Origin of the sequence: Microbacterium sp., from assembly GCF_017305435.1 — a bacterium.
Taxonomy (GTDB): Bacteria; Actinomycetota; Actinomycetes; order Actinomycetales; family Microbacteriaceae; genus Microbacterium.
Map to the genome: position 1 here is coordinate 341,957 of NZ_JAFKIP010000005.1, position 13,272 is coordinate 355,228.

Annotated in this window: 9 protein-coding genes; 6 read left to right on the top strand and 3 right to left on the bottom strand. The window is 69.9% G+C overall.

Translation table 11 applies throughout. The features are described 5' to 3' along the window. Positions 1–63: 63 nt before the first annotated feature. Entirely contained in the window at positions 64–591 is a 528-nt protein-coding gene (locus tag J0I43_RS10130) for a hypothetical protein (protein WP_292862870.1), read from the bottom strand. 111 nt (positions 592–702) lie between these two features. After that, a complete protein-coding gene (locus tag J0I43_RS10135) occupies positions 703–1,563 on the bottom strand; it encodes a spermidine synthase (protein ID WP_292862873.1) in 861 nt (286 codons plus the stop codon). A gap of 270 nt (positions 1,564–1,833) precedes the next feature. Between J0I43_RS10135 and J0I43_RS10140 the strand changes: the two genes are divergently transcribed. The 3 genes from J0I43_RS10140 (at position 1,834) to J0I43_RS10150 (ending at position 9,994) form a co-directional block, all read left to right on the top strand. After that, positions 1,834–5,334, top strand: a complete 3,501-nt coding sequence (locus J0I43_RS10140) for a DNA-directed RNA polymerase subunit beta (protein WP_292862876.1) — start codon at positions 1,834–1,836, stop codon at positions 5,332–5,334. A 104-nt stretch (positions 5,335–5,438) separates the two neighbouring features. Then, entirely contained in the window at positions 5,439–9,311 is a 3,873-nt protein-coding gene (rpoC, locus tag J0I43_RS10145; protein WP_292862879.1) for a DNA-directed RNA polymerase subunit beta', read from the top strand. An 80-nt stretch (positions 9,312–9,391) separates the two neighbouring features. Continuing rightward, a complete protein-coding gene (locus tag J0I43_RS10150) occupies positions 9,392–9,994 on the top strand; it encodes a hypothetical protein (protein ID WP_292862881.1) in 603 nt (200 codons plus the stop codon). A 105-nt stretch (positions 9,995–10,099) separates the two neighbouring features. On the opposite strand, the gene J0I43_RS10155 is transcribed toward J0I43_RS10150, so the two are convergent. Then, on the bottom strand, positions 10,100–10,744 hold the full coding sequence (locus tag J0I43_RS10155) for a hypothetical protein (RefSeq protein ID WP_292862884.1): 645 nt from the start codon (positions 10,742–10,744) through the stop codon (positions 10,100–10,102). A 216-nt stretch (positions 10,745–10,960) separates the two neighbouring features. Here J0I43_RS10155 and J0I43_RS10160 point away from each other — a divergent pair, with 216 nt between their 5' ends. The 3 genes from J0I43_RS10160 (at position 10,961) to J0I43_RS10170 (ending at position 13,229) form a co-directional block, all read left to right on the top strand. Next, positions 10,961–11,932 carry an ABC transporter gene (locus tag J0I43_RS10160; RefSeq protein ID WP_292862887.1) on the top strand — a complete coding sequence of 324 codons (972 nt, stop codon included), beginning with the start codon at positions 10,961–10,963 and terminating at the stop codon, positions 11,930–11,932. A 17-nt stretch (positions 11,933–11,949) separates the two neighbouring features. Further along, positions 11,950–12,438 (top strand): hypothetical protein, encoded by a 489-nt coding sequence (locus tag J0I43_RS10165; RefSeq protein ID WP_292862890.1) that lies wholly within the window; start codon positions 11,950–11,952, stop codon positions 12,436–12,438. A gap of 95 nt (positions 12,439–12,533) precedes the next feature. Continuing rightward, complete coding sequence (locus J0I43_RS10170) at positions 12,534–13,229, top strand: spermidine/putrescine ABC transporter substrate-binding protein (protein ID WP_292862893.1); 696 nt, start codon at positions 12,534–12,536, stop codon at positions 13,227–13,229. The last annotated feature ends 43 nt before the right edge of the window (positions 13,230–13,272 follow it).

Below are 13,272 nucleotides of genomic sequence, written 5' to 3' on the forward strand. Positions count from 1 at the left end.
ATCAGCCGTTCGGTCATGCAGGAAATGTAGAACAAACCTACGACACCGTCTGCCGGGAGCGGGTCAGCTCGCGACCTGCGCCCCGGCGCGGCGCCGCTCGGCGGCGTCGATCGCGGCGAGCGTCGACTCGAGCTGTTCCTCCGGAGCGCCGGCCTCCTGGCGCAGGAACAGCGCGCGCTTGAAGTCCGCGCGGGCGTTCACGAAGTCGCCCGCGTCGTAGAACACCTTGCCGCGGTGCTGGTACGCGAACGCCGCGAGCGCCGACCAGCCCTGACCCTCGGCCTCCTCGCCGCACGTCGTGAGCTCCTGGATCGCCGCGGCGTACGCCTCGCGCGCCTGCAGGACGGTCGCGTGCAGCACACGGGCCCGCAGCAGGTCCTTCCGCGGGCCGCCCATGCGCGCGACGCGCACCGACTGCTCCGAGACGGTCAGGGCCTCGTCGAGCTCGCCCGTGACCTTCCGCAGCCACACCCGCTCCAGCAGCGCGGGGAGCGAGCGCTGGTCGCCGAGCTCGTCGAGCCGTGCCCGGCACTGCGAGACGTCGACGATCTCACGCAGGGTGTGCGGGTCGTATCCCTGGATGTAGCTCACCGGCATCCTCCTTCGCGCGCGGACGGTGCGGCCTCCAGTCTCACCCGGCCGTCCGGGCATCGGCCGAGCCCGGACGGCGCGCCGCCCGAACGGTCGCCGTCGCGGCGGTACTCAGCGTTCGAAGAGCGTCGCCGAGGGCTTCGGGGATGCCGTCGCGTCGGCATCCGTCACGACCGTCGCGCTGCGCACGAACTCGTCGAGCTCGCGCCCCTCGGCGACCTTCGCGGGGTGCGGACCGGCCGCCATGAGACGCGGCAGCCACGCCGTCGGCAGCGGACTCATGGATGCCGCGATGACGAGGTTCCCGAAGCGGCGACCCTTCAGGGTCTGCACCTCGGCGAGCACGATCGCCTGCGGCAGGACGGCGCGCACCGTCGCGACCTGACGTCGCGCGAACGCGAGCCCCGCGCCGTCGGCGACGTTGACGAGCAGCACGCCCTCCGGCGCGAGGAGCCCCGCGAGCACGCGGTAGTACTCGACCGTCGTGAGGTGCGCCGGCGTCTGCGCCCCCGCGAACACATCCGACACGACGAGATCGGCCGCGCCGGAGAGGCCCGCGGGCAGCTTCGCCGCGACGGCGCGCGCGTCGCCGATCCGCACCCGCACCTGGGCGCCGCGCACCAGCGTCAGACGCGCCCGGACGAGGTCGACGAGCGGCTGCTCCAGCTCGATCACCTGCTGGCGCGAGCCCGGGCGCGTGTGCTCGACGTAGCGGGGGAGCGTCAGCGCCCCGCCGCCGAGGTGGATCGCGGTGAGGGGCTGGCGCGGCATCCGGAGCAGGTCGATCACGGCGCCCATCCGCGCGATGTACTCGAAGTGCAGGTGGGCCGGGTCGTCGAGGTCGACGTGCGACTGCGGCGTCCCGTCGACCTCGAGCTCCCACCCGCCGGCGAAGCGGCTCGGCACGACGCGCGCGAGCGATCCGTCCGATAGGCGCACCTGCTCGGGTTCCTCGACGTGTGCGCGGGCCATGCCTCCACGGTAGCGGGCCGCGCCCCCGCACGCCGCGCGGGGTTATACCGCAGCAGCCGAAACTCGTCAAGGATTCGGCTTGCCATGGCGCGTCGCCGAGGCTATAGTGGGTAGTTGCGCTCCCTTCCCCCATGCCCTCATATGGTGGTCGGCGTGCGTCTGCAGATACCCCGCCTCTCCTAGGAGGCGGCGCGTGGCAGGCGTGGGAACGGAGCACTCCACCTGACGACAAGGAAACCAGCCCCGCCCGGGCTCATGGAGGTCATCCCCTTGGCTGCTGCGCGCAACGCAACCAACCCCACCACCACCCCCAAGAACGGCCGCGGCGCATCGCGCCTGTCGTTCGCCAAGATCACGGACACGCTCGAGGTCCCCGATCTGCTCGCTCTGCAGACCGAGTCGTTCGACTGGCTCGTCGCGAACGACGCCTGGAAGGCGCGCGTCGCCGAGGCGAAGGCCCAGGGACGCACCGACGTGCCCGAGAAGAGCGGCCTCGAGGAGATCTTCGAGGAGATCTCCCCCATCGAGGACCTCGGCGAGACGATGCAGCTGAGCTTCACGAACCCGTACCTCGAGCCGGAGAAGTACTCGATCGAGGAGTGCAAGGAGCGCGGCAAGACCTACGCCGCCCCGCTGTACGTCGAGGCCGAGTTCATGAACCACCTCACCGGTGAGATCAAGACCCAGACGGTCTTCATGGGCGACTTCCCGCTGCAGACCGGCAAGGGCACGTTCATCATCAACGGCACCGAGCGTGTCGTCGTCTCCCAGCTCGTCCGCTCCCCGGGCGTCTACTTCGACAAGACCCCCGACAAGACCTCCGACAAGGACATCGTGTCGGCGCGCGTCATCCCGAGCCGCGGTGCGTGGCTCGAGTTCGAGATCGACAAGCGCGACCAGGTCGGCGTGCGCATCGACCGCAAGCGCAAGCAGTCGGTGACCGTCTTCCTCAAGGCCCTGGGCCTGTCGAGCGAGGACATCCTGAACGAGTTCGCCGGCTACGAGTCCATCGAGGACACGCTGAGCAAGGACACGATCCTCACCAAGGAGGACGCGCTCCGCGACATCTACCGCAAGCTCCGTCCGGGCGAGCAGGTCGCCGCCGAGGCCGCGCGCGCGCTGCTGGACAACTTCTACTTCAACTCGAAGCGCTACGACCTCGCGAAGGTCGGCCGGTACAAGATCAACCAGAAGCTGGGCCTCGACAAGCCGCTCAGCGACTCGGTCCTGACCGTCGACGACATCGTCGCGACGATCAAGTACCTCGTGGCCCTCCACAAGGGGGATGCCTCGATCCCCGGCATCCGGAACGGTCAGCCGGCCGAGATCCGCCTCGACGTCGACGACATCGACAACTTCGGCAACCGTCGCATCCGCGCGGTGGGCGAGCTCATCCAGAACCAGGTCCGCACGGGTCTGTCGCGCATGGAGCGCGTCGTCCGCGAGCGCATGACCACGCAGGACATCGAGGCGATCACGCCGCAGACCCTGATCAACGTGCGCCCCGTCGTCGCCGCGATCAAGGAGTTCTTCGGAACGTCGCAGCTGTCGCAGTTCATGGACCAGAACAACCCGCTCGCGGGGCTGACGCACAAGCGTCGCCTCTCGGCGCTCGGCCCCGGTGGTCTGTCGCGTGAGCGCGCGGGCGTCGAGGTCCGTGACGTGCACCCCTCGCACTACGGCCGCATGTGCCCCATCGAGACCCCGGAAGGCCCGAACATCGGCCTCATCGGCTCGCTCGCGTCGTTCGCGCGCATCAACGCGTTCGGCTTCATCGAGACGCCGTACCGTCGCGTCGTCGACGGCAAGGTCTCGGACCAGATCGACTACCTGACGGCCTCCGAAGAGGTCGACTACATCGTCGCGCAGGCCGGTGCCGAGCTGAAGGCCGACGGATCGTTCGCGACCGAGCGCGTCCTTGCCCGTCGCGGCCAGGGCGGCGAGGTGGACATGTTCCACCGCGATGAGATCGGCTACATGGATGTCTCGCCGCGCCAGATGGTGTCGGTGGGCACGTCCCTCATCCCCTTCCTCGAGCACGACGACGCGAACCGCGCCCTCATGGGTGCGAACATGCAGCGTCAGGCCGTGCCGCTGCTGCGCAGCGACTCGCCGTTCGTGGGCACGGGTATGGAGGGCTACGCCGCCATCGACGCCGGTGACGTCGTCATCGCCGACAAGGCCGGTGTCGTCATGGAGGTCTCGGCCGACGTCGTGACCGTGCAGCTGGACGAGGGCGGGACGAAGGACTACTTCCTTCGCAAGTTCGACCGCTCCAACCAGGGCAACTCCTACAACCAGCGCGTCATCGTCTCGGCGGGCGACCGGGTCGAGGTCGGCGAGGTCCTCGCCGACGGCCCCGCCACCGAGAACGGCGAGCTCGCGATCGGCAAGAACCTGCTCGTCGCGTTCATGACGTGGGAGGGTCACAACTTCGAGGACGCCATCATCCTCAGCCAGGACCTCGTCAAGAACGACACCCTCTCCTCGATCCACATCGAGGAGTACGAGGTGGATGCCCGTGACACCAAGCTCGGCAAGGAGGAGATCACCCGTGACCTCCCCAACGTCAGCCCGGACCTGCTGAAGGACCTCGACGAGCGCGGCATCGTCCGCATCGGCGCCGAGGTGCGCCCCGGCGACATCCTCGTCGGCAAGGTCACGCCGAAGGGTGAGACCGAGCTCTCCGCCGAGGAGCGCCTGCTCCGCGCGATCTTCAACGAGAAGAGCCGCGAGGTCCGCGACACGTCGCTGAAGGTGCCCCACGGTGAGCAGGGCACGATCATCGCGGTCAAGGAGTTCAACGCCGAGGACGGCGACGACGAGCTCGGCTCGGGCGTCAACCGCCGTGTCGTGGTCTACATCGCCCAGAAGCGCAAGATCACCGAGGGTGACAAGCTCGCCGGCCGCCACGGCAACAAGGGCGTCATCGCGAAGATCCTCCCCGTCGAGGACATGCCCTTCCTCGCCGACGGCACGCCCGTCGACGTCGTGCTCAACCCGCTCGGCATCCCCGGCCGCATGAACTTCGGCCAGGTGCTCGAGACCCACCTCGGGTGGATCTCGAAGCAGGGCTGGAAGGTCGACGGCACCCCCGAGTGGGCGGCGAACCTGCCCGCGGACGCCCGCGAGGCCGCTCCCGGCACGAAGGTCGCGACCCCCGTGTTCGACGGCGCCTACGAGGCCGAGATCGCGGGTCTGCTCGACTCGACGCTCCCGAACCGCGACGGCGACCGCCTCATCGACTCGACCGGAAAGACGCAGCTGTTCGACGGCCGCTCCGGCGAGCCGTTCCCGGCGCCCATCTCGGTCGGCTACATGTACATCCTGAAGCTGCACCACCTCGTGGACGACAAGATCCACGCGCGCTCCACCGGCCCGTACTCGATGATCACCCAGCAGCCGCTCGGTGGAAAGGCGCAGTTCGGCGGTCAGCGCTTCGGTGAGATGGAGGTGTGGGCCCTCGAGGCCTACGGCGCCGCGTATGCGCTGCAGGAGCTCCTCACGATCAAGTCCGACGACATCGTGGGCCGCGTCAAGGTGTACGAGGCCATCGTCAAGGGCGAGAACATCCAGGAGCCCGGCATCCCCGAGTCCTTCAAGGTGCTCATGAAGGAGATGCAGTCGCTCTGCCTGAACGTCGAGGTCCTCTCGGCGGACGGCACGGCGGTCAACCTTCGCGACACCGACGACGAGGCCTTCCGCGCGGCGGAGGAGCTCGGCATCAACATCTCCACCCGGTTCGAGTCCTCGTCCATCGACGAGATCTGACCAAGGTCTCGATACTCCCGCGGGATGCGTCCCGCATCCCGCGGGAACTCGACCAGCGTCACGAACCACCGATTTTGAGAAGTTTCTGAGACACAGGAGAACCAGTGCTCGAGTCCACCACTTTCGATCAGCTTCGCATCGGCCTGGCCACCGCTGACGACATCCGTCGTTGGTCGTTCGGCGAGGTCAAGAAGCCCGAGACCATCAACTACCGCACCCTCAAGCCCGAGAAGGACGGTCTGTTCGGCGAGCAGATCTTCGGCCCGTCCCGTGACTGGGAGTGCGCCTGCGGCAAGTACAAGCGCGTCCGCTTCAAGGGCATCGTCTGCGAGCGCTGCGGCGTCGAGGTCACCAAGTCCTCGGTCCGTCGCGAGCGCATGGGCCACATCGAGCTCGCCGCGCCCGTCACCCACATCTGGTACTTCAAGGGCGTCCCGTCGCGCCTCGGGTACCTCCTCGACATGGCGCCGAAGGACCTCGAGAAGGTCATCTACTTCGCCGCGTACATGGTGATCTCGGTCGACGAGGAGGCGCGCCACCGCGACCTTCCGACCCACGAGGCGAACCTGCGCCTCGAGATCAAGAACGTCGGCGACCGTCGCGACGCCCGCGTCGCGACCCGCCTGGCGAAGCTGGAGGAGGAGCTCGCGGCCCTCGAGGCCGAGGGTGCCAAGGCCGACCAGAAGAAGAAGGTCAAGGACGCCGCCGAGAAGGAGATGGCATCCATCCGCAAGAACGCGGACGACCAGGTCGCCAAGCTCGAGCGGATGTGGGACGAGTTCCGGAACCTCTCCGTGGGTCAGCTCAAGCAGGAGGACGACGTCTTCCAGGAGCTCCAGGACCGCTTCGGTCAGTACTTCGAGGCCTACATGGGCGCGGAGTCGATCCAGCGTCGCCTGCAGGCGTTCGATCTGAAGGCCGAGTCCGAGAACCTGCACCTGCAGATCTCCGAGGGCAAGGGTCAGCGCAAGATCCGCGCGATCAAGCGCCTGAAGGTCGTCAACTCGTTCCTGCAGACCGGCATGTCGCCGGCATCCATGGTCCTCGACGTCGTCCCGGTGATCCCGCCGGAGCTGCGCCCGATGGTCCAGCTCGACGGTGGCCGTTTCGCGACCAGCGACCTGAACGACCTGTACCGCCGTGTCATCAACCGCAACAACCGCCTCCGTCGCCTGATCGACCTCGGTGCCCCCGAGATCATCGTCAACAACGAGAAGCGCATGCTGCAGGAGGCCGTCGACGCGCTGTTCGACAACGGCCGCCGCGGTCGTCCCGTCACGGGCACCGGCAACCGCGCCCTGAAGTCCCTCAGCGACATGCTGAAGGGCAAGCAGGGCCGGTTCCGCCAGAACCTGCTCGGCAAGCGCGTGGACTACTCGGGCCGTTCGGTCATCATCGTCGGCCCGCAGCTGAAGCTCCACCAGTGCGGTCTGCCCAAGCAGATGGCGCTCGAGCTCTTCAAGCCGTTCGTGATCAAGCGCCTGATCGACCTCGGTCACGCGCAGAACATCAAGGCGGCCAAGCGTCAGGTCGAGCGTATGCACGCGCAGGTCTGGGACGTCCTCGAGGAGATCATCCGCGAGCGCCCCGTGCTGCTCAACCGTGCGCCCACGCTGCACCGCCTCGGCATCCAGGCCTTCGAGCCGCAGCTCGTCGAGGGCAAGGCCATCCAGCTGCACCCGCTCGTCTGCGCGGCGTTCAACGCCGACTTCGACGGTGACCAGATGGCCGTGCACCTGCCGCTGTCGGTCGAGGCCCAGGCCGAGGCCCGCGTGCTGATGCTCGCCTCGAACAACATCCTGAAGCCGTCCGACGGACGCCCGGTCACCCTGCCCTCGCAGGACATGATCATCGGCCTCCACCACCTGACCACGGTCAAGGAGGGTGCGAGCGGCGAGGGTCGTGTGTTCGGCTCGGTCGGCGAGGCGATCCTCGCGAAGGACGAGGGCACCCTCGACCTGCAGGCGAAGGTCCGCATCCGCATCCCCGGTCTGTCGTTCCTCGAGGGCGAAGCGCCCGAGGGCTACGAGCGCCACGGCCTCGTGGACGCGTCGCTCGGTCAGGCGATCTTCAACGACACGCTCCCCAAGGGCTACCCGTTCGTGCGCGAGCAGGCCGACAAGGGCAAGCTGTCGCAGATCGTCAACAAGCTCGCCGAGGAGTACCCGAAGGTGGAGGTCGCGGCTTCGCTCGACCGCATCAAGGACGCCGGTTTCTACTGGGCCACGCGCTCGGGTGTCACCGTTGCGCTCTCCGACGTGCTCACGCCTCCGAACAAGGGCGAGATCATCGCCAAGTACGAGAAGCAGGCGCAGAAGGTCCAGGGCCAGTTCGAGAAGGGTCTCGTGACCGACGCCGAGCGTCGTCAGGAGCAGATCAAGATCTGGACCGAGGCGACCGACGAGGTGCAGGCCGCGATGAAGGCGAACTTCCCCGCGGACAACACCATCAACCGCATGGTGTCCTCGGGCGCCCGTGGTAACTGGCTGCAGATCCGTAACATCGCCGGCATCCGCGGTCTCGTCAACAACACCAAGGGCGAGATCATGCCCCGCCCGATCATCTCCTCGTACCGCGAGGGGCTGTCGGTCGCGGAGTACTTCACCGCGACGCACGGTGCCCGTAAGGGTCTGGCCGATACGGCCCTCCGTACGGCCGACTCGGGCTACCTGACGCGTCGACTCGTCGACGTCTCGCAGGACGTCATCATCCGTGAGGACGACTGCGGCACGGCGAAGGGCCTCGAGTTCACGATCGCCGCTCCCGGCGCGGACGGCACGCTCGTGCGTGACGCCAACGTCGAGAACTCGGTGTTCGCCCGCACGCTCGCCGCGGACGTCGTCGCCCCCTCGGGCGAGGTCGTCGCGTCGGCCGGTGAGGACGTCGGCGACGTGCTGATCGACAAGCTGGTGGATGCCGGGGTCGAGACCATCAAGGTCCGCTCGGTCCTCACGTGCGACTCGGCCGTCGGTGTCTGCGCGAAGTGCTACGGCCGCTCGCTCGCGACCGGCAAGCTCGTCGACATCGGCGAGGCGGTCGGCATCATCGCCGCCCAGTCGATCGGCGAGCCCGGCACCCAGCTGACGATGCGTACGTTCCACACGGGTGGTTCGGCCTCCGCCGACGACATCACCCAGGGTCTGCCGCGTGTGCAGGAGCTGTTCGAGGCGCGTACCCCCAAGGGCGCGTCGCCGATCGCCGAGGCCGACGGTCGCATCACGATCGACGAGACCGACAAGGCCAAGAAGGTCATCCTCACGCCCGACAACGGCGACGAGCCGCACGTCTACCCCGTGCTCAAGCGTGCGACGCTGCTGGTCGAGGACGGCCAGCACGTCACCGTGGGCCAGCCGCTGCAGGTCGGCACGCTCGACCCCAAGGAGGTCATGCGTGTGCAGGGCGCCCGCGAGGTGCAGAAGTACCTCGTCGGCGGCGTGCAGGGCGTGTACCGCTCGCAGGGTGTGCCGATCCACGACAAGCACATCGAGGTCATCGTGCGCCAGATGCTGCGGAAGGTCACCGTGGTCGACCACGGCGAGACCGACCTGCTGCCCGGCGAGCTGGTCGACTTCAAGCGCTACCAGCAGATGAACCGCGAGGCCGTGGCGCAGGGCAAGCGCCCCGCGTCGGGTCGCCCCGAGCTCATGGGTATCACCAAGGCGTCGCTCGCGACGGAGTCGTGGCTGTCCGCGGCATCCTTCCAGGAGACGACCCGTGTCCTCACCCAGGCGGCCATGGAGGGCAAGAGCGACCCGCTCGTCGGCCTCAAGGAGAACGTCATCATCGGAAAGCTCATCCCCGCCGGAACCGGTCTTGCGAAGTACCGCAACGTCACGGTCGAGGCGACGGAGGAGGCCAAGAGCGAGCGGTACCCCAACCGCATCTTCGCCTCGGACGGCGCGTACTCCGACGCCGACCTGAGCTACGTCGATTTCGACAGCTTCACGACCGACGGCTTCTCCACCGAGTACAACTGAGTCGAGGCGTCTTCCGGCGCTGAGAGGGCGGTCCCGCGTTGCGGGGCCGCCCTTTCGCGTCGGCGCCCTACGCTGAAGGCATGGCCAAGGTCGGCGGCAGGAACGCCGCGTTCGCGTGGATCGTGGGGCTCGTCTGCCTCGGGGTCGTCGGCGTGCTCGGGTTCCTCGCGCTGCCGCTGATCCCGGCATCCGTCGCCTGGGTGGGAGACACGGTGAATCGGCCCACGAGCCCGCCCGACGCGGGGGACACCGGGGTGGATGCCGCGACGGGCGTCCCCACGGAGTGTGCCGGCCTCTACGACTCGGCCCTCTGGGCGACGATGCGCTTCACGTCCGGCGCGGTGCTGACCCCCTCAGTGGACGCCCCCGTCTCGACCGCGACGTCGCTCGTCGCGGCGCTGCAGCCGCAGGTGAGGTTCACGTGCGCGTGGCACGCCGACGCGGGGACGGTGTCCACGACCCTCGCCGCCGTCCCGACGGATGCCGGGGCGATCGCCGCGGCCGCGCTCCCCGGTGCGGGTTTCGAGTGCGAGACCGACGGCGACCGCACGCGGTGCACCCGCACCGACGGCGACCTCACCGAGACGATCGAGGCCGGGGGAGGGCTGTGGCTGTCGACGAGCGAGCAGGCGTGGCATCCCGCCGAGTACGTCCGCCGCACCGGGGACCGGGTCTGGGGCTGAGTCCGGCGCGCGGGGGCCTGCACACGGGAGGTGATCTGCGTTCGGGAGGACTCCTGACGCGTATCAGCCCTCCCGAACGCAGATGTCCTCCCGAATGACGAGGGGCTACGGCGTCGTGCTGGGCGTGGGCTTCGGCGTGCGCCCGCCCGCGGGCCAGAGCGCCGCGATCACGGCGGCGGTGTAGCCGGTCGGCGCGAGGTTGGAGTACTGCGTGTCGACGATCACGCCGTCGCGCCAGAACAGGGTGCGGCCGTCTTCGACGGGCAGGTTCGGGTCGGTCCAGGTCTTCTCGCAGCGGATGCCGCCCTGCGGCTCGTAACAGGTGAAGCCATCCTCGCCGAGGGCGTACAGCTCGTCACGCGCCTCTCGCTCGGGGGAGTAGCCGATCACCGTGACGAGCCGCGTCGTCGCCGCTCCCGGCTCCCCCCAGACACACACGCGGGCGCTGTCCTCACGGATCCCGCCGCCCATCCCCGGCGCATTGAGCGGCACGCCGTCGAGCTGGGCGAGCACGTCGGCATCCAGCAGGTCGCGGCACCCCTGCGGCAGATCGGCGGGGAGGGGAGTCGTCGAGACCGATGCGCCCATGGGGAACGGCGTGATCGAGGCCGACGGTGTCGGGCGGGCGGATGCCGCGCCGGTGGCGCCTCCCGTCGGCGTCGGCGACGGCTCGGCGACGCACGCGGCGAGAGTGAGCGCGAGCGCGGCGACGCCGACCAGCGCGGTCGCGGTGCGAGTCGAGCGGGCCATGCCTCCACGATAGGCGGTGAGGCGATAGGCGGTGAGGCGATAGGCGGTGAGGCGATAGGCGGTGAGGCGATAGGCGGTGAGGCGATAGGCGGTGAGGCGATAGGCGGTGAGGATCGGGCGGGTGCGCGGAAACCCGGCGAGGCTTCGCGGCGTGGCGCGCCGCGGGCGCTACTCTCGCTGTGCGGCGGCGCGCGCCCCCGCGTGAGGAGCAACGCCATGAGCGACCACAAGTACGGCGAGCCGGTGCCGGAGACGACCGACGGCATCGCCGGCGACAGTGCGACGTCGGCCGACGAGGCGGTCGCGCGCGCTCACGAGGGTCTCGCCGATGCCGATGCCGAGGCCGCGTCCCGTGAGGCGAGCGCGCACGAGCCGGCGGGGGAGCCGGTCGCCGGCGAGCCCGTTGCGGCACCCGCCGTCACGCCCTCCGAGCCGACGGCCGCGACGGTCGTCGCCGAGCCGGTCGCGCCCACGCACGGCAGCCTCTACGCGGACGACCCGGTCGACGAGGCGTACGTCCCGGGCGCGTACTCGACGCCCTCCGACGCGCGCGCGGACGCTCCCACCGAGGTCGTCGCGCCGGCGGTCGTCGCCCCGGTCGCGCCCGTCGCCCCCGCGCCGCAGCCGATCTTCGTCCAGGCGCCCGAGGCGCCGCGCCCGCGGGGCAACCGCGGAGCAGCCGGTCTCATCGGCCTCCTCGCGGCCGTCGCCTTCGGCATCCTCTACCTCGCCGCCGCGCTCGGCCTCGGCGCCCTCGACGGAAGCGTCACGTCGTCGAACGTCGGCACCGAGGCGACCTCGGCGCTGACCTCGTGGTGGTTCTGGGTCCCCGTCGTCGTCTTCTACCTCGCCTTCTGGCTGCTCGGGTCCATCATCAACCGCGGGCGCTGGGGGCACTGGGTGGTCTTCGGCCTGCTCGTGGGCGCGGCATCCTACGGTGGCCACCTGCTCGGCCAGCTCTTCCAGGCGCCGTTCTGGCAGCTGACGGCGCGGGAGGGCCAGGAGGTCGTCCAGGGCCAGCTGCTCGCTCCCCTCGCGATCGTCGCGTTCGTCGTCGGACGCGAGCTCACGATCTGGTTCGGGGCGTGGGTGGCCGCGCGCGGACGCCGCATGAGCGAGCTCAACCGCGAGGCGCAGCGCGAGTACGAGCGCACACTCGAAGCGGGTCCGCGGATCCAGCAGGGCTGAACCGTGGCCGCCGGCCGATGAGCGCCCCGGGTGACCCCGGCGGCCCGCACGGCGGCGTCTCCGCGCCGGTCGCCGTCCTGTTCGCGACGGTGGGCTTCTTCGCGCTGCTGGTGGCGGGCTTCGGACTCCTGAGCCTCGGGGCGGATGCCGAGGTGCTGCCCGTCACAGGACTCGGTCAGGCACCCGGTGCCGTCGGCACCGCCGCCGCGGTCATCGCGTTCGCGGCGGGCGCGGCGATGCTCGTGCGCCCGCCGCGGCCCGCGTACCGGGGCGTGTGGCTCGTCGCCGTCGGGTGCTTCCTCGCGTACCTCGCCGGGGTGCTCATCGGGGCCGCCCTGGCGGGCGTCGACCTCGCGCGCGCGATCGCCGCGGTCGGCGGGTTCGCGACGTCGTGGTTCGCCGTGCTCCTGGCATCCATCGCCCTCGCCTCGGCATGGGCCGCGGTCGCGCTCGTGCGGACGCGCGCGGGCCGCCCGCGCTGGCCGTGGGAGCGCCAGGACGACTGACGCTGGGTCGCCCCCGACCTCCGCGCCGGCCGGTCGGCGCGCGGGAATCGTCGATGTCCGGGCGAACGGGCCCGCGACCCGCGACAATGGATGCCGTGGAGCGGTCGATCGAGACCCAGGTCAGCCAGGCGGTGGATGCCTGGCTGCGCTGGCTGCCCCGGTGGGAGCCCGCCACCCATCGCGGTCGCGTGGCCCCGTGCCGGCGGTGCATCGGGTCGCCGGTGCTCTCCGCCGCGGGTCTCGGCTCGGACGTCCCGCACGGCGTGCAGCACGGCCTGTCGACCCGCGTCAAGACGATCGTCGATCACGCGGTCGCCGAGTACACGTCGCGCAATCTCCCTCTGCTGCAGACGGAGCTTGATCAGCAGGCCGCGCGCAACCGCGCCCGCAGCTATCGCCCCGCCGAGGGACTCGACCCGGAGTTCGACGGACTGCCGATGGACCCCGATCCCGTTCCCGGCGCCCCCTTCCTCTTCACGATCGGCGGACTCGCCGACGAGGTGGATGCCGCGATCCCGGCCCTGCCGCCGCTCACCGAGGAGGCGAAGGCCGCCCTGCGGCAGGAAGTCGGGCTCGCCGACGACTACGCCAACATGGTGGGTCGCGAGGTCTGTGCGGTGCTGCTGCACCATCGCCTGCGGATCCAGGCGGCGGTCTCGCAGTACGTCGAGCCGCAGATCGCGGCGATGCTGGAAGAGCTGACCCGTTCGCTCGACGCCCCGTTCGACCAGAACCCCTTCGAATCGAACGGCGGCCCCCGGTCTGATCCGCCGGAACTGCCCGAGGCCTGACGGCGCGGACCCCTGACAGAGCGGCGGCCGGACGGCGGCACGC

Bases quoted from the DNA above. Each gene is read 5' to 3' on its own strand.
- J0I43_RS10135 (WP_292862873.1), bottom strand. From the start codon at position 1,563: ATGGCCCGCGCACACGTCGAGGAACCCGAGCAGGTGCGCCTATCGGAC.
- J0I43_RS10155 (WP_292862884.1), bottom strand. From the start codon at position 10,744: ATGGCCCGCTCGACTCGCACCGCGACCGCGCTGGTCGGCGTCGCCGCG.
- J0I43_RS10150 (WP_292862881.1), top strand. From the start codon at position 9,392: ATGGCCAAGGTCGGCGGCAGGAACGCCGCGTTCGCGTGGATCGTGGGG.
- J0I43_RS10160 (WP_292862887.1), top strand. From the start codon at position 10,961: ATGAGCGACCACAAGTACGGCGAGCCGGTGCCGGAGACGACCGACGGC.
- J0I43_RS10165 (WP_292862890.1), top strand. From the start codon at position 11,950: ATGAGCGCCCCGGGTGACCCCGGCGGCCCGCACGGCGGCGTCTCCGCG.